General features: G+C 62.9%; 17 protein-coding genes and 3 tRNA genes. 12 read left to right on the top strand and 8 right to left on the bottom strand.

What is annotated here, in order from left to right; genetic code table 11:
- Positions 1 to 124 precede the first annotated feature (124 nt).
- Together LF63_RS09020 and LF63_RS09015 are read left to right on the top strand one after the other, a co-directional pair.
- Positions 125 to 337: a cold-shock protein gene (locus LF63_RS09020; protein ID WP_043101141.1), complete on the top strand. Its 213-nt coding sequence runs from the start codon at positions 125 to 127 to the stop codon at positions 335 to 337.
- Between the two features lie 382 nt (positions 338 to 719).
- Positions 720 to 950 (top strand): hypothetical protein, encoded by a 231-nt coding sequence (locus tag LF63_RS09015; RefSeq protein ID WP_052394882.1) that lies wholly within the window; start codon positions 720 to 722, stop codon positions 948 to 950.
- 54 nt (positions 951 to 1,004) lie between these two features.
- Here the strand turns inward: LF63_RS09015 and LF63_RS09010 are convergent, their stop codons facing one another.
- The 4 genes from LF63_RS09010 to ppsA all read right to left on the bottom strand — a co-directional run bounded on the left by LF63_RS09010 (position 1,005) and on the right by ppsA (position 8,238).
- Positions 1,005 to 1,805, bottom strand: a complete 801-nt coding sequence (locus LF63_RS09010; protein WP_200877543.1) for a class I SAM-dependent methyltransferase — start codon at positions 1,803 to 1,805, stop codon at positions 1,005 to 1,007.
- A gap of 43 nt (positions 1,806 to 1,848) precedes the next feature.
- Positions 1,849 to 2,547: a carboxymuconolactone decarboxylase family protein gene (locus LF63_RS15880; protein ID WP_152569303.1), complete on the bottom strand. Its 699-nt coding sequence runs from the start codon at positions 2,545 to 2,547 to the stop codon at positions 1,849 to 1,851.
- Between the two features lie 496 nt (positions 2,548 to 3,043).
- On the bottom strand, positions 3,044 to 5,560 hold the full coding sequence (locus LF63_RS15550; RefSeq protein ID WP_081945161.1) for an FG-GAP-like repeat-containing protein: 2,517 nt from the start codon (positions 5,558 to 5,560) through the stop codon (positions 3,044 to 3,046).
- A 290-nt stretch (positions 5,561 to 5,850) separates the two neighbouring features.
- Positions 5,851 to 8,238 carry a phosphoenolpyruvate synthase gene (gene ppsA / locus LF63_RS09000; protein WP_043101137.1) on the bottom strand — a complete coding sequence of 796 codons (2,388 nt, stop codon included), beginning with the start codon at positions 8,236 to 8,238 and terminating at the stop codon, positions 5,851 to 5,853.
- A 185-nt stretch (positions 8,239 to 8,423) separates the two neighbouring features.
- Here ppsA and ppsR point away from each other — a divergent pair, with 185 nt between their 5' ends.
- The 3 genes from ppsR to LF63_RS15875 all read left to right on the top strand — a co-directional run bounded on the left by ppsR (position 8,424) and on the right by LF63_RS15875 (position 10,214).
- Positions 8,424 to 9,239, top strand: a complete 816-nt coding sequence (gene ppsR / locus LF63_RS08995) for a posphoenolpyruvate synthetase regulatory kinase/phosphorylase PpsR (RefSeq protein WP_043101133.1) — start codon at positions 8,424 to 8,426, stop codon at positions 9,237 to 9,239.
- 64 nt (positions 9,240 to 9,303) lie between these two features.
- Positions 9,304 to 9,789: a DUF1249 domain-containing protein gene (locus LF63_RS08990; protein WP_043101130.1), complete on the top strand. Its 486-nt coding sequence runs from the start codon at positions 9,304 to 9,306 to the stop codon at positions 9,787 to 9,789.
- Positions 9,790 to 9,830: 41 nt separating this feature from the next.
- Positions 9,831 to 10,214, top strand: coding sequence for a hypothetical protein (locus LF63_RS15875; RefSeq protein WP_152569302.1), 384 nt, complete (start codon positions 9,831 to 9,833; stop codon positions 10,212 to 10,214).
- Here LF63_RS15875 and LF63_RS08985 read toward each other — a convergent pair.
- From LF63_RS08985 to LF63_RS08975, 3 genes are all read right to left on the bottom strand, one after another.
- Positions 10,215 to 10,291: transfer RNA gene (locus LF63_RS08985), tRNA-Asp, on the bottom strand.
- A gap of 36 nt (positions 10,292 to 10,327) precedes the next feature.
- A tRNA-Glu gene (locus LF63_RS08980) sits at positions 10,328 to 10,403 on the bottom strand.
- Positions 10,404 to 10,412: 9 nt separating this feature from the next.
- A tRNA-Ala gene (locus LF63_RS08975) sits at positions 10,413 to 10,488 on the bottom strand.
- 169 nt (positions 10,489 to 10,657) lie between these two features.
- Here LF63_RS08975 and LF63_RS08970 point away from each other — a divergent pair.
- The 5 genes from LF63_RS08970 to LF63_RS08950 all read left to right on the top strand — a co-directional run bounded on the left by LF63_RS08970 (position 10,658) and on the right by LF63_RS08950 (position 15,759).
- Positions 10,658 to 12,457 carry a cation:proton antiporter gene (locus tag LF63_RS08970; protein WP_052394881.1) on the top strand — a complete coding sequence of 600 codons (1,800 nt, stop codon included), beginning with the start codon at positions 10,658 to 10,660 and terminating at the stop codon, positions 12,455 to 12,457.
- 202 nt (positions 12,458 to 12,659) lie between these two features.
- Positions 12,660 to 13,427, top strand: coding sequence for an FKBP-type peptidyl-prolyl cis-trans isomerase N-terminal domain-containing protein (locus LF63_RS08965; protein WP_043101128.1), 768 nt, complete (start codon positions 12,660 to 12,662; stop codon positions 13,425 to 13,427).
- Between the two features lie 146 nt (positions 13,428 to 13,573).
- Entirely contained in the window at positions 13,574 to 14,920 is a 1,347-nt protein-coding gene (locus LF63_RS08960; RefSeq protein WP_043101125.1) for a UDP-glucose dehydrogenase family protein, read from the top strand.
- A gap of 8 nt (positions 14,921 to 14,928) precedes the next feature.
- Positions 14,929 to 15,141 (top strand): SlyX family protein, encoded by a 213-nt coding sequence (locus LF63_RS08955; RefSeq protein ID WP_043101123.1) that lies wholly within the window; start codon positions 14,929 to 14,931, stop codon positions 15,139 to 15,141.
- A gap of 54 nt (positions 15,142 to 15,195) precedes the next feature.
- Positions 15,196 to 15,759 carry a DUF2058 domain-containing protein gene (locus LF63_RS08950; RefSeq protein WP_043101121.1) on the top strand — a complete coding sequence of 188 codons (564 nt, stop codon included), beginning with the start codon at positions 15,196 to 15,198 and terminating at the stop codon, positions 15,757 to 15,759.
- A 43-nt stretch (positions 15,760 to 15,802) separates the two neighbouring features.
- Here the strand turns inward: LF63_RS08950 and LF63_RS08945 are convergent, their stop codons facing one another.
- A complete protein-coding gene (locus LF63_RS08945; RefSeq protein ID WP_043101119.1) occupies positions 15,803 to 17,863 on the bottom strand; it encodes a 3-hydroxyacyl-CoA dehydrogenase NAD-binding domain-containing protein in 2,061 nt (686 codons plus the stop codon).
- Between the two features lie 209 nt (positions 17,864 to 18,072).
- Between LF63_RS08945 and LF63_RS08940 the strand changes: the two genes are divergently transcribed.
- A complete protein-coding gene (locus LF63_RS08940; RefSeq protein ID WP_052394879.1) occupies positions 18,073 to 18,552 on the top strand; it encodes a hypothetical protein in 480 nt (159 codons plus the stop codon).
- 3 nt (positions 18,553 to 18,555) lie between these two features.
- The gene (locus LF63_RS08935) at positions 18,556 to 21,144 is read left to right on the top strand and encodes an EAL domain-containing protein (RefSeq protein WP_043101115.1); all 2,589 of its coding nucleotides are present in this window, start codon (positions 18,556 to 18,558) and stop codon (positions 21,142 to 21,144) included.
- Positions 21,145 to 21,224: the final 80 nt, after the last annotated feature.

Here is a 21,224-nt window from a genome sequence, read left to right as displayed (position 1 = left end):
GGGTCACAGTGAATCGTGGCCTGATGCTGTAGATCGAAGTAGCACTACATCGTTGAACCCTTTTCCTCCTTGCGACCAGCTCCCTGCCGCCCAGCGGCTTTCATCCGTTCCAAGGAGTAATACGATGTCTCAGACCGAAACCGGTACCGTCAAGTGGTTCAACGACGCCAAGGGCTTTGGCTTCATCAGCCGTGAAAACGGCGGTGAGGACCTGTTCGTGCATTTCCGTTCGATCCAGGGCTCGGGCTTCAAGAGCCTGCAGGAAGGCCAGAAGGTTTCCTTCGTGGTCACCCAGGGTCAGAAGGGCATGCAGGCCGATCAGGTTCAGGTGCTCTGATCCAGTCCGCCATGTAACGAAAAAGCCCGGCCATGCGCCGGGCTTTTTTTATGCGTGACATCCCAAGCGACGCATCACCGCCGAATAGGGGGGCCGCGCGAGGCGCGCTTCGACCAGCGCTCCGGCTCTGCGGATGGAATCAGGGCATCATCGGACACGGCTGCGTACGCTTTTTGCCGTGGTCGGGTTGCTCGGTCGATATCGACGAGCGATCCCCGCGCTCCGTGTAGCGGACAAGCCAGGATGTCGGCGCTATCGTGATGACCCGTTCTCAATTTGCTTCGTCCGCCATGGTTCCGCTCGGGAAATCATGACGTTGGCCACTTTTTCCAGGTCGGGGTCATGCAAGTCTGCGTGCGTGTGAGGGGAGCGGAGACACGCGATGAAACCGTTAGGCTTGCTGGCGGGCGCCTGCCTGCTGGCTGGGCTGACCGGCTGTACGGCCCAGCAGTTGTATGCGAGCGGTCAGTCCTGGCAGCGCAACGAGTGCTTCAAGTTGATCGACAGTGTCCAGCGCGATCAGTGTCTGGCACAGACGTGGTTGTCCTACGATCAGTATCAGCGTGAACTTCGCGCGGACTATGCCCAGCGTACGCAGCTGGCGAAGCCTTGAGTACGGCGCATGTGTTGCGTGCCGGGAAGGTGACCCTGGCCGTTGTTCGCAAGCTCACGCCTGCGCGCGGATGATCCAGGTGCTCGAAGGCGCCCACACGCCATGCTCGCCAAGATAGGGTGCGAAGGTTTCACGCAGCGCCACGTCCACTTCATCCATGCAGGCTTCGGCGAGGTCTCCTGCCAGACGTATGATTTCGCCGGCCGGGCCCAGCGCCTTGGCAAAGGCCACGGCATCGTCGATGTCGCGGCCGATGCAGATATCGCAATCGTGCCGCTCGAAGGTGATGCGCGAGAACCCTGAGCCGGTCAGCAGATCGCTGACCATGTCCGCGCCCGCCATCGAGAAAGGTCCGGGGCCGCAATGCACGGCGTCGGTGTCCTCGTGCGACACGACCGGTACCATCGACTTCACGCGCAGTTCGGCTTCGTGAAGCCAGGGGTTGTCCTCGCGCTTGCGCCATACGACCTGCGTGAACGTGCCGCCGGGCTGGAGCGACTTGCGTACATTCCGCATGGCCGCGCCGGGCATGGCGAAAAACATCGTGCCGAAGCGCGAAAATGCATGGTCGTAGGGGCCGCCAAGATCGTCCCATTCCACGTCACGGACCTCGAACCGCGCATTCCCGGCATGGCTTGCGCTGGCGTCCTGCCGGGCCGCCTCGATGAAATTTTCCGCGCAATCGACGCCGATGGCGTCGCCCTCCGGTCCGACCTGTTCGGCAATCCGCACGGTGCTGTCACCGAACCCGCAGCCGACGTCGAGCACATGGGCGCCGCTCGGGAAAGGATGACCTTGCAGGGCCGCGTCGCTGTGCTGCGAAAGACCGTCGACCAGCAGATGCTTGAAGCGCACGAACTTCTCGTACAGGACGGTGTTCCACGCTTCGATGATGATGTCATTCCCACTGTTCGTCGCCATCGCGGTCGCTCCAGTTCGGGATGCATGGTGCGGGTATCCTACGTGCCTGGAGCGCATGGCATACATAGGCCATTCCGCCATGACGTGGCCTATCGGCTAGGTCAGGCGTCCGCGGCAGGGCGCCCATAGTCGACAGCCGAACGCACGGCTTCCGGCACCCGTTCGGCCAGCGCCGCATCCGGCTGGATGCCGAGCGCATCGTTGAGACTCGAAAAAGCGATGCGAAGGGTGACGATGGCGGTGGCCTCGAACACCTCGCGGCGACCGATCGCAGGGCATCGACGTCGGCCTGCGTGGTGCCATTGGGATCGACGACCACCTTTCTTGCCCAGTCCGCCAGCGCCGCATCGCGCGCGGTGATGCCTTCCGCATGCCGCGCGGTGAGCAGGGCGGCCGCAACCTCCGCGTCCGCCAGTTCGGACAGCACATCACCCCAGGCGAGCGAGCAATAGGAATCGCGCAGCGCGGAAGCCGTCGCGCAGACGAGCACGGCAACATCCCGCTTGCTCAGGGCCGAGCCCTGCGTCAGCCCGCTTCGCAGCGCAACAAATCCCTCGAAGAAGTCCGGACGCCAGGCCCAGGCCTTGGCCATGTTCATGACGAATCCGAACGACGATGCGCTGGACACATACACCTGGGCGTTTTCGGCGGAATCCGGAGGTGCTGTGATGAACATGAGGTCTCCCGGGAACAGCAGTCATGTCCGTAGTACTGGATGCGTATGTTTGCATCCAGCAAAGGGTCGATGTTCGCTTGAGCATAGACGCCGAGGTCTGACGAACATATACGCCTTTATGTCGATTCAAGAGTAGTCGTGACGATGTCGACGGCGTCTTACAAGCCGCCATGTTGGGTCCAGTAGCGTCCGGCACACTTTTCTTAAGCGGGAATAGTGCTGGATAAGTCATATGTTTTTCGGCCGCGATGGCTGTCTCACCATCAGGGTTTCTGAATCACGATGGCCGTGGGGCGGCCGTCGACTCCTTTGCCGTTTCATTGTCCGGTTGAGCCACAGCAGGTCCACAAGGCACCATCAAGGCCTCAGCCAGCAGGACAATTTATGCATATCGCACTACATGAATCCGATCTCCCTGACTATTGGGAGATCGGCCGCGTGTGCACCTGCAGATGGGGCAGCAAAGTGGTGCTCGTTTTTGTTACGTATATCGCCTTCAGCGCCACGGGGGTGGTGTCGCACCGTTTCCTTTAGCCCCAATCACATACCAGCCTTCTGGATAGCTCCATTGAGTTAATGTCCGGTAAGGCGCATTTCCGGATATTTCCAGAGGAATATGGTCTCCCTGGAGGACTCCAGTTGAAATCACGTGATGGGCGGGGTCCGTTGCATACAAGTTGCTGGATTGATTGTGGATGAAGTAGGAGGCAGAGGAGGGGTTGTCGACCCAGACCCCACCGTTGCTCCAAATGGGAGTAATTTGCACATCAATTTGCCGTGCATCAGAGTCGAAAGTGCGAGTGATGGTATAACCGGCGCTTGAGTAACCGTCGGAACCTTTCCACTCTAATCCCATGCCCTGTCCTGACGAGCCTCCACCCAATGCCCAGGTCCCACTCAAGTTCAAAGTCGTCGAATTCAGTTGTAGTGTAGTCGTCAAATCGTAACTCCTGAAACCTCCATTGGACTGACTGTCCCACATGTAAAGATCGCCAGCGCCACTCGTCCAGAGAATGCTGAGTCGTTTTGTGGGTGTGTAATAGCCAATGCTCAAGGGGTAATATCCACAAGTTACATTGAATACACGCCAACCGATGCGATGACTTCCGTTCATTAGCCAGTAGGCAAATTGACACCCGGAAGGATCCATCCAAAGCAGGTCGTCCATGCCGTCGCCATTGACATCGCCAGCACCTACAAGCTGCCAGCTAGCAGGGTAGTCGCCGATTTTTGTGGATTTGAAGCCTGTACCTTTGATATTGGTCCAGAGCCACAGATCGTGGGCGGGGCTTGTGTAGACTAAATCGGTATAACCGTCGCCGTTCAAATCACCGCTTGCTCCGACGAAATAGCCAGCGGTGACACTGTAAGTGCGAGTACCGGTTCTTTCGATTTTTTGACCAGTCGAGTCGACGTTCATGGTCCAGTATCCGACTTGGCTTGTGCCGGGATTGAACCAGAGTAAGTCTGAGCTGCCGTCACCATTGAAATCATTTGGTACGTGTGTGCTGCCGGGGGTGGGGGTGTTTGGCTGGAGTGCGGGGAGTGTATTGAATGAGACGAGTGGGTCATAGCTTCCCGTGTCAGCGGCGACACTTACGTCGACAGTTGCACTAGCTGCCGCCATTCCATAATGAGCTGTGTAAGTGAAGCTATCGGTTCCTGTAAATTCAGGATCGGGGACATAAGTCGCCTTGCCATCGTTAATGAATGCATGCCCGTGAGATGGGGGTGATTTTATGCTGTAGGTTAATTCACCGTTGTTTCCGATATGCCCTTTCAAAGGAATAGAAATACGGCTTCCGTAAGTGTTGGTGCTGATGTTGTCGGCTCCGAGTGGCGCATAGAGATGTATGTACCGTATGCCCCCGGTAACAGAAACCATTAACAGTGAGCCGTCTCGCGATAAACGAATGCGCCCTTGTGAATAAGTTGTGCTGTTCGCAGGCAAGGAAAATGTGTCGCCAGTGTCATAGCTGGCGATCTGTTTAAACGTACTCATGTCATATGCCTGAACCATCGTGGTTCCAGACCATGGGAAATAGGCTATCGGTGCGCCGGGAGAATATGCGACTGCTACTGGCATGCCGTCCAATGAATTACCCAGGCTCGCCAAGTGTTGGTTTCTTATGTCTCTAATCATGGTCCCGCTAGGGGTTACGATAGCGAATTGTGTGCCGTCTTCATTGGCTCCAATGCCAATGGTTTCAAAACCACTTTCAAACGATTGGTTGCCTGATGGATAATATGATTGGCCATAGGTTAATTCATTGACTGCGACCCATTCCGAAACGCCGAGGTTGGCTATTCCTAGATATTGGCCGTTGCCGCTCACGGAGAGCATGCCTGTGGAGTGTAAGTTCACATTGGTCAGTGTGACTCCTGGGTATATTGGAGATAATTCAGCTTCGGAATTATAATCTGTCGTTGCAAGGGTTCCGTCTTTTAAGTAGGTTGCGGAATATAGTCCTAAAGTGGAACTGTATGATTTGACGGGTGTGGGTGTATCTTCAAGTGTATCGAGGTTGATCTCGTGAACGTATGAATTATTTCCAGTATATGGGTTGGAGTCAGTTACCGCTAGCGTGTTCTCATCGGGCGATATATCCATGCCCAGAAGGTTTCCTCCAGTGGTTATGTCTTGTAGAAATGAATCAGTGGCCATGTCATATCGCAACACGCGATCACCGTCGGCAATATAGATTAATCCACGAGTATCATCGTAAACCATGTCGGTTCGATTGCCGGCTGTAATGAATGTTCCATCCGCAGCAGCTCTGCTGGTTCCCGTATAGCCGCACCCAAGTACGCTCAAGGTTATGACAAGGATGGCTTTCTTAAGAACTTCGGTATCGGTCATGACCATGTGAATTCGGTTGGTCTCGAAGGGTTTTTTATGAAATTTCGAAGTCCGAAGATAATCGTTGTGCGATGCCCGAACTAAACTTCTTTCGTTTATTGTAACTTTCTTTCTTGAGGTTTTTTTCTTTTCAACTTCAATCATAACCTGCATGGTATGCCCCCTTGGTTTTCTTGCTCAAGCTGTGCGGTTCGTAAAACCGTACACATGATCGTTGTGATTAATTGGTTTGGCGGCTATATGCGCTACTTCTTGATTGCCTTTGTGCGTCGCGCACGCAGGGCTTCGCTTGTCGTTTCCCAGTTTTGCCATCCAAGTTTGAGTATCTCTGTAATGGGTGCGTCTAGCAATTGGCCAGTTCTTGCCGGTGCACATGCTGCTTGGCGCACACGCCAAAAAAAGCGGGCCGAAGCCCGCTTTTTCAATCACTTGCAGCCAAAACTTCAGGCTTTCTTGTGCTTCGCCAACCGCAGCCAAGTATCGACCACGGTGTCGGGATTCAACGAAACCGACTCAATCCCTTGATCCATCAACCACTCGGCAAGGTCGGCATGATCGGACGGCCCCTGGCCACAGATGCCGACATACTTGCCCTTGGCGCGGGCGGTGGAGATGGCCATCGCCAGCAGTTTCTTCACCGCCGGGTCGCGTTCGTCGAACAGGCTGGCGACGAGACTTGAATCGCGATCCAGTCCCAGGGTGAGCTGGGTGAGGTCGTTGGAGCCGATGGAGAAGCCGTCGAAGATGTCCAGGAATTCCTCGGCCAGCAGGGCGTTGGAAGGCACTTCGCACATCATGATGATCTTCAGCGGCTTTTCGTCGCCGCTGTGCGCGCCCTGCTTGAGGCCGTTCTTTTCCAGCACCTCGACGACCTTGCGGCCTTCGTCCAGCGTACGCACGAACGGGATCATCACCCAGACGTTGTCCAGGCCCATGACTTCGCGGACCTTCTTCACGGCCTTGCATTCCAGGCCGAAGGCTTCGCTGAAGCTGGGGTCGACGTAGCGGCTGGCGCCGCGGAAGCCGATCATCGGGTTTTCTTCGTGCGGTTCGTACTTGTCGCCGCCGATGAGGTTGGCGTATTCGTTGGACTTGAAGTCGGACAGGCGCACGATCACCGGCTTGGGGTACACCGAGGCGGCGATGGTGGCGATGCCTTCGGCCAGACGGTCGACGTAGAAGGGCACCGGGCCGTCGTAGCCGGCGATGCGCTCGTCGATCTTGGCCTTCACCTCGGCGCTCTGGCGGTCGTATTCCAGCAAGGCCTTGGGGTGCACACCGATGTGGCTGGCGATGATCATCTCCAGGCGCGCCAGGCCGATGCCGGCGTTGGGCAGCATGCCGAAGTCGAACGCGCGCTCGGGGTTGGCGACGTTCATCATGATCTTCAGCGGGGCTTCGGGCATGTCGCCCAGGTCCGTGGTGATGCGCTCGAAGTCGAGCAGGCCTTCGTAGATGTAGCCGGTGTCGCCCTCGGCGCAGGACACGGTGACTTCCGTGCCGTCGGCGATGCTTTGCAGCGCGTTACCGGTGCCGACCACTGCGGGCACGCCCAGTTCGCGGGCGATGATGGCGGCGTGACAGGTGCGGCCGCCGCGGTTGGTGACGATGGCCGAGGCGCGCTTCATGATCGGCTCCCAGTCGGGATCGGTCATGTCGGCGACCAGCACGTCGCCGGCCTGGAACTGGTTCATCTGCTCCAGCGACTTGATGACGCGGGCCTTGCCGGAACCGATTTTCTGGCCGATGGAGCGGCCCTCGACCAGCACGGGGCCTTTCTGCTTCAGCTCGAAGCGCTCGCGTTGGGTGGCGCTGGCGCGGGATTTCACGGTTTCCGGGCGCGCCTGCACGATGTACAGCTTGCCGGTGTTGCCGTCCTTGGCCCATTCGATGTCCATCGGGCGCTGGTAGTGCTTCTCGATGGTCAGGGCCTGGCGCGACAGTTCCTCGACGTCGGCGTCGGTGATGCAGAATTTCTGCCGCAGCGCGTCCGGCGTCGCCTCGATCTTCACGCGTTCACCGGGGGCGTCCGAATAGACCATGCGCTGCTGCTTGGCGCCGAGCTGGCGACGCAGCACGGCGGGCTTGCCGTCGCGCAGGGTGGGCTTGAAGACGTAGAACTCGTCCGGGTTCACCGCGCCCTGGACGACCATTTCGCCGAGGCCGTAGCTGCCGGTGACGAAGACCACGTCGCGGAAGCCGGACTCGGTGTCCAGCGTGAACAGCACGCCCGACGCGCCGATGTCCGAGCGCACCATCAGCTGCACGCCGGCGGACAGGAACACGTCCTCGTGCTTGAAGCCGTGGTGCACGCGGTAGGCGATGGCGCGGTCGTTGTACAGCGAGGCGAAGACTTCCTTCACCTTGTGCAGCACGTCGTCGATGCCGACCACGTTGAGGAAGGTTTCCTGCTGGCCGGCGAAGCTGGCGTCCGGCAGGTCCTCGGCGGTGGCCGAGGAGCGCACGGCGACGGCGATGTCGTCGGCGCCGGCGTCCTTGCACAGCTTGATATAGGCGTCGCGGATGGCCTGCTCCAGATCGGCGGGCAGGGCGGTGTCGGTGATCCAGCCGCGGATCTCCTTGCCGCCCGCGACCAGTTCATCGACGTTGTCCACGTCCAGGGTTTCCAGCCGCTTGCGGATGCGCTCGGCCAGACCGCTCTTTTCGAGGTAGGTCTGGTAGGCGTCGGCCGTGGTGGCGAAGCCGCCGGGCACGGACACGCCGAGCTGGGCCAGGTTGCCGATCATCTCGCCGAGCGAGGCGTTCTTGCCGCCGACCTTGGCAAGGTCGGTCATGCGCAGGCTGTCGAGCCAAAGCACCAGGTCACTCAAAACGGGAACTCCCTTGGGATGGACGGGCGTGCACGCGTGAAAACGGGTGAAACGCCATGAAAAGAATCGGTATTGTCGCCTGCCGGACCGTCCGCAACAAGGTTTGCGCGGGCGCGGATTCAGGCCGGAGCCGGTTGCGGGTCGCTCGGGTAGACTGCGAAAACGCTTTCAGGGAGTTCTTGCGCATGCGCCGCACGGTGTTTTTCATTTCCGATTCGACCGGCGTCACCGCCGAAACCATCGGTCATTCGATTCTGGCCCAGTTCGACGGCATCGATTTCGATGCGCATCGTCTGCCGTTCGTGGACGACCCGGAGAAGGCGGCCGCGGCGGCGCTGCGCATCAAGACGGCGTACGCGAAAAGCGGCGAGAAGCCGATCGTGGTCAACACCATGGCCGATCAGGCGCTGTGCAACGTGGTCGCCAGCAGCGGTGCGCTGATGATCGATCTGTTTGCGCCGTTCATGGGACAGCTGGAGCAGGAGTTGGGCACCAAGCGTTCGGGCGCGGTGAACCGTTCGCACGGTCTGATCGATACCAGCCGCTACGACCGCCGCATCGATGCCACCAACTATGCCCTGACGCACGACGACGGCATGAGTACGAAGTTCGACGACGCCGACGTGATCCTGGTCGGCGTGTCGCGCTCGGGCAAGACGCCGACCTGTCTGTACATGGCGCTGCAGTACGGGGTGAAGGCGGCCAACTACCCGCTGACCGACGACGATCTGGAAGCCGAGCAACTGCCGTCGTTTCTGCGCGAGCAGCGTTCGCGCCTGTTCGCGTTGAACATCGACGCGGAGCGCCTGGCGCAGATCCGTTCCGAGCGCCGGCCGAACAGCCGCTATGCCAGTCTGGAGCAGGCGCGCTGGGAGCTGGGCCGCGCGCAGCACATGTTCCTCGCGCACCACATTCCGCAGATCAACACGACCCATCTGTCGATCGAGGAGATCGCTTCGCGCATTCTCAGCCATCTGGGGTTGGAACGGGACATGTTTTGAACCTGCGCCGACAGGGAAGTCCGGCCTATCGCGGCTGCGGTCGCGGCGATGCTAGCATCGGGCCATGAGCGAAATTCTTGACCGCCCGACCAGTGTCCTGCCCAGCCGCTTCGGTTATCTGATGGGGCTGTATGCGGAGAACTACGCGCGCCTGGCGCGCCTGTTCGCGCCGCATCGGCTGGAGGCCGGGCATTACGTATCCGACCCCGGCGACGGCATCCAGGTACACATGCACGTACTGGAGCGCCATCGCTACACGCTGGAGCTGGACCTCAGCTACGGCTTCGTCGACGAGCGCACCGGCCTGCCGACGCCGTCGGCGCAGCTGCGCATGTACACCGACGCCAAACAGGCCGAGGCGTGGCACTGCGAGCCGGGCCGGCATCTGTGGCAGGTGCTGGGCCCGTTCCCCGAAGCGCGCACGGTGATGCAGCATCGCCTGCGCATGAACAGCTTTCTCAATCGCTGGCTGGAATACCTGGCCGAGCAGGGGCATTCCATCGGCACCCTGCAGCGCATCGACGAACCGCCGAAGGTGCGCTACGCCTGAAGGCGAGACCGTACCGCGCGGACGAAGTGCGGGTTGGACGGATGGACAGCCAGACTTCGGCCCGAGTCGAGACGCTCAAGGCATCGATTCGGATGGACGGGCGGGAGCCTGGCGAGCGGCTGCTTTCCGTGCAAGATCGTGATGGCATGAAGCGACACATCGAAGGCCGTATCGCGGACTTGCGCAATCTTTTGGATAGATGGGGCGGAGGCGCGCATGTGTGTCATGCGCTTCTTCGGCGCGGCACGGCCAGTCCATGCTTGCCGGAAAAGATCCATGCTTGCCGGAAAAGATCCATGTTGCCGGAAAAGATCCATGTTGCCGGAAAAGATCCATGTTGCCGGAAAAGATCCATGTTGCCGGAAAAGATCCATGTTGCCGGAAAAGAAAAAAGCCCGCGCAAGGCGGGCTTTTTTCTCGAATAGTGGCGGAGCGGACGGGACTCGAACCCGCGACCTCCGGCGTGACAGGCCAGCATTCTAACCAACTGAACTACCGCTCCGCGTTTTGTTTCCAGCGTTGACCCTGTTGCCTAACTTGGCGTCCCCACGGGGATTCGAACCCCGGTCGCCACCGTGAAAGGGTGGTGTCCTAGGCCTCTAGACGATGGGGACAGGGTTTAGTGGTGGAGCCAGCCGGGATCGAACCGGCGACCTCTACAATGCCATTGTAGCGCTCTCCCAGCTGAGCTATGGCCCCGCCGCTGGAAGCGCGAAAGAATAGAGATGTGACCTGTCTTCGTCAAGCGTTTTCGTGCAGACAATTTCAACTTTTTTTCCAGCGCCATCGAAAACCGCGGTGCGAAGGCGATTGCAACAAGGTTCGGCAAGCGTCCGGCATACTGCAGTGGACACCTCGGGGAGCATCTATGCACGACATCGGGTTCATCCGCGACCTTGCCATCGTCATGTTGGTGGCCGGTGCGGCGACGCTCATCTTCCACCGACTGCGGCAACCGGCGTTGCTGGGTTACATCCTGGTCGGCGTGCTGATCGGTCCGCATACGCCGGGGCCGCTGGTGAACGACCCGCGCACCATCAACGACATTTCCAATCTCGGTGTCGTGCTGCTGATGTTCACGCTCGGTCTCGAGTTCAGCGTGCGCAAGCTGCGCAGTGTCGGCGCGGGCGTGCTGGTGGCGGCGGTGGCCGAGGTCGGACTGATGCTGTGGTTCGGCTACAGCCTGGGCGAGTGGCTGGGCTGGTCGCGCATCGACGCCTTGTTCCTGGCGGCGATGGTGGCGCTGTCCTCGACCATGGTGGCTTCGCGCATGCTGGCCGAGGGCAAGCGCAGGCATCAGCCGTTCGCACGTCTGGTGGTCGGCGTGCTGGTGGCCGAAGACGTGATGGCGGTGGTGCTGCTGACGGTGCTCACGGCCGTGGCGCTGGGCGGCACGGTGACGGCCGACGCGATCAGCGTGGTGTGGCATCTGGGGTTGTTTGTGGTGGTGGGCCTGATCCTGGGCCTGCTGCTGCTGCCGAGACTGGTCGATCACGTCGCCGGATACGGTCGCGACGAGGTGCTGCTGATCTGCGTGCTGGGCATCTGCTTCGGCGCCTGCCTGCTGGCGGCGAGCCTGGGCTTCAGCGTGGCGCTGGGTGCATTCCTGGCCGGTGCGGTGGTGGCCGAGTCGCGCAGTTCCGGTCGCGTGACGCATCTGGTCGAGCCGCTGCGCGACATGTTCGCGGCGCTGTTCTTCGTCGCCATCGGCCTGAAGATCGATCCGGCGATGCTGTATCAGTACCTCGGTCCGGCGCTGATCATTGCCGCGGTGGTGCTGGTGGGCAAGACGTTCGCGGTCAGCCTCGGCGTGTTCCTGACCGGGCACGATGCGCGCACCTCGATGCGCACCGGGCTGAGCATGGCGCAGATCGGCGAGTTCTCGTTCGTGATGGCGACGCTGGGCGTGTCGTTGGGCGTGGTCAGCGACTTCATTTATCCGGTGGCCGTGGCGGTGTCGGTGCTGTGCATGGCGATGTCGCCGTACCTGGTGCGTTCGGCCGACCGCATCGTGGATGGCATGACGAAAGTGGTGCCGCGTCCGGTGCGCAGCCTGGCGCGCAGCTACAGCGAGTGGCTGGAAAACCTGCGCCCGGTGGACGAGAACGCGGTGATCGCGGCGATGTTCCGCCGCTTCCTGTGGCACATCGGCGTGAACATCGCGCTGGTGGTGACGTTGTTCGTGATCGGCGCTTACGTCAACGCGCACAACTGGCGGCTGTTCTCGCAATTGGGCATCGACCGCGACACGCGGCATTCGGTGATCTGGGCCTGTGCGCTGTTCCTGTCGTTGCCGATGCTGATCGCGGTGTACCGCAAGTCCGGTGCGCTGGGCATGCTGCTGGCCGAGCTGGGTATCCGCGAGCGTTTTGCCGGGCAATACACCTTCGCGATCCGCAACGTGCTGGCGCGCATCATTCCGCTGTTGACGCTGGTGGCGCTGGCGTTGCTGGTGGTGGCGCTGAGTTCGGCGATTCTGCCGCCGCGCGGCGTGGCCTTGATGCTGATGGTGGCCGGCGTGCTGGCGGCGCTGGTCCTGTGGCGCGGTCTGGTGCGTCTGCATGCGCGCCTGCAGGCAGCGTTGAAGGACACGCTCAGTGCCGACGGACCGGCCAAGGCGCTGCCGGCAAAAGCCGACGCAAAACAGGAGCGTGCCGGAACAAGCTGATGCGGAATATGCGGTGTGGCGTGAACGCGCGCCCGAAATGCCGCGCGCCCGTACACGGAACGGAACCTTTACGGGGCCTTCCGGTCCCATGGTTCGCCGTTGCCAAGCCGGCGAAAAGACCGGCACAATGATCGGCCTGTCCGCGTCTGGGGAGGTCGATTCCGATGGCGCCGGCAACAAAACACACACGAGGGAGTATCGAATGAAGCATTTTCCGCGTTACGCGATGACGGTCGCCGCCGTCGCCGCGCTGGCTCTGTCCGCAGGCGCGTTCGCGCAGACGGGCGCCAAGTCCAAGGCGGCTCCGCCGAAGGTCAACAAGAACGAGGCCAGCTACGTGGTGGGCTGGGATCTGGCGAGCCAGTTGCCGCCGATCGTGCGTGACGAGATCAATCCGTCCATCGTCGCCAAGGCGCTGCAGGACGCGCTGTCCGGCAAGAAGCCGCAGATCGACGAAGCCAAGGCCAAGCAGGTGCGCGAGGCGTTCGTGACCGAGCTGCGCAGCAAGGCCAAGGCCGAATACGAACAGCTGGCCGCCAAGAACAAGCGCGAAGGCGCCGCGTTCCTGGCCGCGAACAAGAAGAAGCCGGGCGTGAAGACGACCGCTTCGGGTCTGCAGTACCAGGTCATCAAGCAGGGCACGGGTCCGCACCCGGGTCCGAAGGACACCGCCGACATCAATTACGTGGGCACCTTCATCGACGGCAAGAAGTTCGATGCCTCGGCCGACCACAAGGGCGGCGGTCCGACCCCGATTCCGCTGTCCAACGTCATTCCGGGTTTCCGCGAGGGTCTGGAGCTTATGCAGGTGGGCGGTCACTACAAGCTGTTCATTCCGTCCGACCTGGCCTACGGCGAACAGCCGCAGAACGGCTTCCCGCCGAACGCCACGATCATCTTCGACGTGACGCTGGTGAAGACCACGCCGCCGTCGCCCAGCAGTGGCGGCAGCGACGACAGCGGCAACTGATCGCCGTCGTTCATGTGGTTCGTACGGGGCGCGGAGCGATCTGCGCCCCGTGCTTTTTCCGGCCCGCGACGATCTGCGCGCTGGTCGCGGTCGCGCGGGCTGCCTACAATGTGCAGTCTGACTTTGCCAGTGGATGAACGACCATCATGAAGGTGACGATTTTCGGTACGGGGTATGTCGGTCTGGTCACGGGTACCTGTCTGGCCGAAATGGGCAATCACGTGGTCTGCGTGGATGTCGATGCGGACAAGATCGCCGGCCTGGAGCGCGGTCAGATTCCGATCTACGAACCCGGCCTGGAACCGATGGTCAAGCGCAACCACGCAGGGGGACGCCTTCGGTTCACCACCGATCCGGTCGCGGGGATCGAGCATGGCGAAACCATCTTCATCGCCGTGGGCACGCCGCCGGACGAGGATGGCAGCGCCGATCTGCGCTACGTGCTGGAAGTGGCGACGACCATTGGCAAGCACCTCGATCACTACGCCGTGGTGGTGGACAAGTCGACGGTGCCGGTCGGCACCGCGGACCGCGTGCGCGCGACGCTGGGCGCGGCGCTGGAAGCGCGCGGCGCCAAGGTGGCGTTCGACGTGGTCTCCAATCCCGAGTTTCTGAAGGAAGGCGATGCGGTCAACGATTGCATGCGCCCGGACCGCATCGTCATCGGCAGTTCCAGCGAGAAGGCGGTCGCGCTGCTGCGCAAGTTGTACGCGCCGTTCAACCGCAATCATGAGCGTCTGGTGGTGATGGACGAGCGCTCGGCCGAACTGACCAAGTACGCGGCCAACGCGATGCTGGCGACCAAGATCAGCTTCATGAACGAGATCGCCAACATCGCCGAGCGCGTCGGCGCGGACGTGGAACAGGTGCGTCTGGGCATCGGTTCGGACCCGCGCATCGGCTTCCACTTCATCTATCCCGGCGCCGGCTACGGCGGTTCGTGTTTCCCCAAGGACGTGCAGGCGCTGGAGCGCACCGCGCGTGCGCATGACTACACGGCGACGCTGCTGGGCGCGGTCGAGGCCGTGAATGCCAGACAGAAGCACAAGCTGTTCGACCTGATCCAGCGGCATTTCGACGGTGCGCTGCAGGGGCGTACCATCGCCGTGTGGGGGCTGGCCTTCAAGCCCAACACCGACGACATGCGCGAAGCCCCCAGCCGCTACCTGATGGAAGCGCTGTGGGAGGCCGGTGCGAAGGTGCGGGCGTTCGACCCCGAAGCGCGCGAGGAGACGCGGCGCATCTACGGCGAGCGGGACGACCTGGTGCTCTGCGATTCGTTGCAGGCGACTCTGGAGAACGCCGACGCCGTGGCCGTGGTCACCGAATGGAAGGCGTTCCGCAGCCCGGATTTCGAGCTGCTGGCCAAGACCCTGCGCGAGCGCGTGCTGTTCGACGGCCGCAATCTCTACGATCCGGAGCAGGTCGAGGCGGCCGGGCTGGCGTACTACGGCATCGGCCGCGGACGCTCCACGCAGATCGGTCGCGGTTGAGCGCCGTCATGTCGCAGGAATCCGAACGTCTGCAGGACATCGAGGTCCGTCTGACCTTCCTCGACGATGCGGTTGGCGGCTTGTCGCAAGCGGACGCCGACATCAGTCAGCGTCTGTTGGCTGTCGAGCAGGCGCTGCGGGCGCTGCGCAGCGAGATCACCTCGCTGCGCGCCGCGGTCGGTCACGACGCACACGACGAACCGCCGCCGCCACATTACTGAAATCCCGATCTGCTGGGATGCAGATCGCCGTCATGATCGAAAGGGTGCCACGTCATGGCCGACTCGTTGCGAGACCAATTGCTCAAGGCCGGCTTCGTCAGCAAGGCGAAACCGGCGTCGGAGCGCCGCGAATCCGGTAACAAGAAGCGAGGCGGCAAGCGTCGTCCGCCGCAGGCTGCGTCCGGCGGCTCGGCCGCGCCGGCGTCGGGCGAGGTCGATCTGGCCCGCGCCTACGCGATGCGCGCCAAGGCCGAGGCGAGCGAGCGTCGCCGCGAGAAGGAAGAAGCCGAGCGCCAGGCGCGCGAGCGCAAGGAGCGCAAGCGCAAGCTGCAGGACGCGTTGCAGGGCGCTGTGCTGAACAAGCCCGATGCCGAGTTGATGCGGCATTTCGAGTACGGCGGCAAGATTCGTCGCGTGCACGTCGACGCCGATCAGTTGGCACGAATCAATGCCGGCGAGCTGGTCGTGGTGCAGCAGGGCGGGCGCTATCTGCTGGTGACGCTGGAAGTGGCCGAAAAGATACTCGCCTTCGCGCCGGAGCACATCGCGCTGCAGGTCGATCCCGATGCCGCGCCGGCCGAGGGCGACGACGGCGTGCCGGACGATCTGGTCTGGTAGTCGCGCAAAGGCGACGCCGGCCGGCGTCGCCCGAGTATGGGCGTCAGACGGTGCTTTGCTCGCGCAGCAAGGGCAGGTCCCAGCCTTCGCGCGGACGGAAGCGATCGCCGTGGCTGCGCGCGAGCGTCTGCAAGCGTTCGCGCAGTTCGTCGACGCCGGTTTCGCGCACGTACTGGATCGGACCGCCGCGGAACGGCGCGAAGCCGGTGCCGAAGATCACGCCGGCGTCGAGCAGATCCGCTTCGTCGACCACGCCATCGTGCAGGCAGGCCACCGCCTCGTTGACCATCGGCAGGATCATGCGGTCGGTGATGTCGTCGGCGGCCTTGTAATCGGCGTCGACGTCCGGTTTCTTCGGCTTGCCGTCCTCCCAGACGTAAAAGCCGCGACCGTCCTTCTTGCCGCGCTTGCCGTCCTCCAGGCGGTCTTCCATGCCCGGCGGAATCTGCAAGCCCAGGAAGGGAGCCAGCTCCTTGCCCACCGACACGCAGACGTCCAGGCCCACGGTGTCGGCCAGTTCGATCGGTCCCATCGGCATGCCGAACTTGCGCGCGGCCTTGTCCAGCACCGCGCCGGGCACGCCCTCGCCGAGCATGCGGATGGATTCGAGCAGGTAGGGCATGAGGATGCGGTTGACCAGGAAGCCGGGGGTGCCGGCCACGGCCACGGGCAGCTTGCCGATGGCCTTGCAGAAGGCCAGGGCGCGCTTTTCGGTCTGCGCGTCCATGCGGTCATGGCGCACCACTTCGACCAGCGGCATCTTCGCCACGGGGTTGAAGAAGTGCAGGCCGAGGAAGCGTTCCGGATGCTTCAGATTCGCGCGCAGTTCGTCGAGCGGAATCGACGAAGTGTTGCTGGCCAGCAGTTCGTCGGCCTGGAATTGCGGTTCGATGCCTGCGTAGAGCTTCTGCTTGGCCTCGGCGTTCTCGTAGATCGCCTCGATCACCAGGTCGGCGTCGGCCACGCCTTTGCCCTCGACGTCCGCCTTCAGGCGCGCCATCGGTTCGGCGGCTTTCTCGGCGGACTTCAGCTTCTTTTCGTACAGCGTCCGGGCACGGTCCAGCGCCGGCTGTATGTACTTCATCTCGCGGTCTTGCAGGGTGACCTGGAAGCCTTTCAGTGCGCTCCAGGCGGCGATGTCGCCGCCCATCACGCCCGCGCCGATCACGTGCACGCGATCGATGCCGTGCTCGGTATCCGCGCCCAGCTTCTTCAGACGCTCCTGCAGGAAGAACACGCGAATGAGGTTGCGGGCCGTCGGCGTGGCGGCCAGCCGGGTTACTGAATTGGCTTCCAGAATGAGGCGCTGGCGGATGTCGCTGCCGCCGCGGCGCCACACTTCGATCAGTGCAAAGGGCGCCGGGTAGTGTTCCTTGCGGACCTTGGCGGCGGTCTGCTTGCGCACCATCGGCGCAAGAACCTGCCGGGTCGGCCACAGATTGGTGGCCCAGGCCACGAAGCGTTGCTTGAACGGTCGTTTGCGCGGGCGATGAGCCAACTTGCGCGCGGTTTCCAGCAGAGCGTCGGCCTCGCACAGCTTGTCGACCAGGCCTACGGCGCGTGCGCGACCGGCCGAAAAGGGACGGCCGGTGAGCATCGCCGGCAGCGCCTGCGGCGCACCGATCAGACGCGGCAGGCGCGCGGTGCCGCCCCAGCCGGGATGAATGCCGAGCATCACCTCGGGCAATCCGATGCGCGTCTTCGGGTCGTTGACGGCTACGCGCTGGTCGCAGGCCAGTGCCAGTTCGGTACCGCCGCCCATGCAGGCGCCGTGAATCGCGGCGACGGTGGTGCAGGGCAGACTCGCCAGCTTCTGGAACACCTTCTGGCCGTTGCGAATGTTGTCGCGCACGCTGTCCTGACGCGCGAACTCGATGAACTCGTGCACATCCGCGCCGACCGCGAAACCGGTCGCCTTGGCGGAGTGAATCACCACGCCGCGCGGCGCTTCGATGGCCAGTCGCTCGACGATTTCGTCCAGCTCTTCGATCACGGCGCGCGACAGCGCGTTGGCGCTGCTGTCGGCCCGATCCAGGGCCAGGGTCACGATGCCGTCGTCGTCGCAGCCCGTCTGCCAGTGCCTGAAGCGCAATCCCTCGAACATGAGCTCTGTATCGCTAGCGGAATGGGACGATCACGATACCGCGAGGTCTTCGTGAATGCGAGACGCTTCACAACGCGTCGTAACCTTGGCGTAGATCGGTTCAGGCAACCCGTGCGCAACGTGCGAGCATCGCTTATGCTGCGCCATGCGATGCAGCTGCGTAGAAGGGGGCGGGTGTTGCGTCGCGTTGCATTGGAATGACCCATACGATGGAAGCGGCAGGACTTCAGCCAGGCATTGACACCCTCGACCGCATCGTCGACGCCGAGTCGGCGCTGGTGGTGCTGCGCACCGATCAGCCCGAGGTCGTGGTCGAGCAGTTTCGACAGATCACGCGCCGCAGCGGCCAGAGCGCCTATGTCTGGTATCGCGACGACGGATTGCGCAGCCTGCGTGAAGGCGATGTCCGCGTGCCGGGCTGCCGTCGGGTCAGCGATACCCTGCGCTACGTGCTGCAGAGCATGCACTTCGGCATCTATCTGATGATCGGCGTGGAAGGTCCGCTGGACCGGGCCGAACAGACCCTGCTTCGCCAGCTCGAGCGCGGCCGTTCCGATCAGGTGCGGCGCGTGGTGCTGCTGACCGACGACGAGGCCCTGATCGATTCGGTCGAGGGTCTGGCGACCATGATGGGCGGCTCCGTGGCCGGCGCGCGACCGCGGTTGCGCGACGGGCGCTGGGTGGTCTGAGTCATGTTCGCCAAGCTCGCTCCGCAGATTCTGATCGTCGCCTCCGACCGCGACGACCGCCGCCGCCTTTTCGATGCCCTGGACGGCCAGGGGCTGGCTGCCCTGTACACCGCGCGCGATGCGCGCCAGGCGCGCAGCCTGCTCTCGGAGAACGCCGACCTGCAGGCAGTCATTGTCGATTTCCACGGCGAGGCGCACGACAACGTGGCGCTGTGCGCGTATCTGCACAGCCTGCCCGGTGCGTCCGGCATCCGTGTCCTGGGCATGCTCAGTGCCGATCCGGCACAGCGTGTCTGGGGCTATCAGCACGTCCCGCCGGGCGTCGATGACTGGGTGCGCAGCCCGGTCGACGCCGACGAGGTGCGCATCAAGCTGCTGACCGTTTTGTCGAAGGATGGCGTGTCGTCGCCGCTGCAGAGCGCCGGTGCGATCGGCGATTACCGCTTCGCGTTCGAGTGCGACGACGACGAACTGCTGGTGCTGGATGCCGCCACCGGCGAGATTCTCGATGTGAACCCGGCGTTCGAGCGCGGTTCCGGCTATGGGCGCGAGCAATTGCGCGGGCGCGACGTGGCCCCGCTGCTGGGTTTGAGCGAGAGCCAGTTCGCGAAGATGCGCGAGTCGATGGAGAAAGACGGCAGCGCGCGTCGCCGCTGCAGCCGCGGACGCGCCAATGGCGAGTCCGACGTGGTCGACATGACGCTGCAGCCCGTGACTCGCGGCGGCGAGGTGGTGCATCTGGCCAGCTTGCGCGATCGCCGAGAACTCGAGGCCGCGCGCATGGCCATGGGCCTGCTCGCGCGCATGCAGGCGACGGGCAAGGGCGAGGACCGCATGGGCGCGTCGGCGCGTCTGCTGGCGGATCTGCTGCAGCTCGACTACGTGGCGGTCTACTCGGCGCGCCCCGAGCTCGAGGACGGCCCGCAACTGCTGACGCGCGAGCTGCGCCGCCAGTTCACCAGCGACGCGCCCGATCCGCTCAACGGCGGGACGCTCAAGCTGGTGCTCGACGGTCGCCCGGTGCTGCTGCCGGCGATCAGTCCGCAGGTGGCGCAGAACGACGATTTCATCGCCAGGATGGGCTTCGGCGCGTTCGCAGGATTGCCGCTGCTGGACGAACGCCGCAACGTGCTCGGCGCGTTGCTGATCGGCTCGCGCGATTCCTGGCGCGGTCGGCCGCTGTTGGCCGAGACGCTGCGCGTGGCCGCGGCGCGCTTCGGCTTCGATCTGGAATTGCAGCGCGCACGCGAGCAGGGCCGGGCCAAGGGCTTGCAGGACGGCCTGACCGGACTGCCCAACCGCCTGCTGTTCAACGATCGCCTGGAAACGACGCTGCGCGAGGCGCGCCGCACCGGCGAAATGTTCTCCGTGCTGTTCGTCGACCTGGATCGCTTCAAGAGCATCAACGACTCGCTCGGCCACTCGGTCGGCGACAAGGTGCTGAGCGCGGTGGCGGAGCGCCTGCGCAAGTCGGTGCGCGGTTCCGACACGGTGGCGCGCTACGCCGGCGACGAATTCACGGTGATCCTGCGGCACATCACGCAGCGCGACGACGTCAAGCGCATCGCCGAAAAGATCGTCAATCTGATGGAGGTGCCGCTGTCGCTGGAGGGCGATTCCGAGCTGCGCATGACGGCCTCGATCGGCATCAGCTTCTATCCGGACGACGCCACCAGCGCCGACGATCTGCTCAAGTACGCCGACGTGGCGATGTACAACGCCAAGGGCATGGGGCGTAACAACTACCAGGTCTACCAGGCGGTGTCGGAGGAGTCGAACCAGCAGCGCATCGCCCTGGAGAGCAATCTGCGCAAGGCCGAGGACAACGGTGAGCTGCGCGTCTATTACCAGCCGCAAATCGATGTCGAATCGGAAGACATCGTCGGCATGGAGGCGCTGGTGCGCTGGGAGCATCCCGAGCTGGGCATGATCAGTCCGGGCTTCTTCATTCCGCTGGCCGAGGAGACCGGTCTCATCGTCGGCATCGGCGAGTGGGTGCTGCGCACGGCCTGCGCCGACGCCTACGCCTGGCAGCAGCGCTACGGACTGCGCCTGCGCGTCGGCGTGAACCTGTCGGCGGTGCAGCTGCGCCAGAAGAGCCTGCCGAAGATGGTGGCCGATGCGCTGTCGTCCAGCGGTCTCGATCCGAGCAGCCTGGAGCTGGAGGTGACCGAGAGCATCAGCGTGAAGTCGGTCACCAACCTGATGGAAAACCTCGACGCGCTGCACGAGATCGGCTGCCAGATCGCCATCGACGACTTCGGCACTGGGCACGCGTCGCTGGACTATCTGCGCCGACTGCCGGCGCGGCGCATCAAGATCGATCAGAGCTTCGTGCGCAATATCGGCGTGGATCCGGACGACGAGGCCATCGTCAAGGCGACCATCGACATGGCGCACAGCCTCAAGCGCGACGTGGTGGCCGAGGGCGTGGAGATCGAGCCGCATCTGCGCTTTCTGCGCGAACACCACTGCGACGAGGTGCAGGGCTACCTGTTCTGCCGTCCGCTGCCGGCACAGGCCTTCGACCGCATGATGGCCGAACGCCAGCGTCTGTTCGGTCGCCGCATCGAGAGCGACGCGATCGGCTGAGTCGCGACAAGGCGTCGCCTTGACGACCTTCGCGAGCGTCCCCATGCTCGTAGCGAACTCCGGGCGGATTTGCCGGTCAC

The sequence above is a fragment of the Oleiagrimonas soli genome, from assembly GCF_000761445.1.
Classification (GTDB): Bacteria; Pseudomonadota; Gammaproteobacteria; order Xanthomonadales; family Rhodanobacteraceae; genus Oleiagrimonas; species Oleiagrimonas soli.
Note: the sequence above shows the minus strand (reverse complement) of the source record. Positions and strands in the feature narration are given on the sequence as shown.

Coding starts and splice junctions, on each gene's coding strand:
- LF63_RS09020 (WP_043101141.1), top strand. CDS start 125: ATGTCTCAGACCGAAACCGGTACCGTCAAGTGGTTCAACGACGCCAAG.
- LF63_RS09015 (WP_052394882.1), top strand. CDS start 720: ATGAAACCGTTAGGCTTGCTGGCGGGCGCCTGCCTGCTGGCTGGGCTG.
- LF63_RS15880 (WP_152569303.1), bottom strand. CDS start 2,547: ATGTTCATCACAGCACCTCCGGATTCCGCCGAAAACGCCCAGGTGTAT.
- LF63_RS15550 (WP_081945161.1), bottom strand. CDS start 5,560: ATGCAGGTTATGATTGAAGTTGAAAAGAAAAAAACCTCAAGAAAGAAA.
- ppsR (WP_043101133.1), top strand. CDS start 8,424: ATGCGCCGCACGGTGTTTTTCATTTCCGATTCGACCGGCGTCACCGCC.
- LF63_RS08990 (WP_043101130.1), top strand. CDS start 9,304: ATGAGCGAAATTCTTGACCGCCCGACCAGTGTCCTGCCCAGCCGCTTC.
- LF63_RS15875 (WP_152569302.1), top strand. CDS start 9,831: ATGGACAGCCAGACTTCGGCCCGAGTCGAGACGCTCAAGGCATCGATT.
- LF63_RS08970 (WP_052394881.1), top strand. CDS start 10,658: ATGCACGACATCGGGTTCATCCGCGACCTTGCCATCGTCATGTTGGTG.
- LF63_RS08965 (WP_043101128.1), top strand. CDS start 12,660: ATGAAGCATTTTCCGCGTTACGCGATGACGGTCGCCGCCGTCGCCGCG.
- LF63_RS08960 (WP_043101125.1), top strand. CDS start 13,574: ATGAAGGTGACGATTTTCGGTACGGGGTATGTCGGTCTGGTCACGGGT.
- LF63_RS08955 (WP_043101123.1), top strand. CDS start 14,929: ATGTCGCAGGAATCCGAACGTCTGCAGGACATCGAGGTCCGTCTGACC.
- LF63_RS08950 (WP_043101121.1), top strand. CDS start 15,196: ATGGCCGACTCGTTGCGAGACCAATTGCTCAAGGCCGGCTTCGTCAGC.
- LF63_RS08945 (WP_043101119.1), bottom strand. CDS start 17,863: ATGTTCGAGGGATTGCGCTTCAGGCACTGGCAGACGGGCTGCGACGAC.
- LF63_RS08940 (WP_052394879.1), top strand. CDS start 18,073: ATGGAAGCGGCAGGACTTCAGCCAGGCATTGACACCCTCGACCGCATC.
- LF63_RS08935 (WP_043101115.1), top strand. CDS start 18,556: ATGTTCGCCAAGCTCGCTCCGCAGATTCTGATCGTCGCCTCCGACCGC.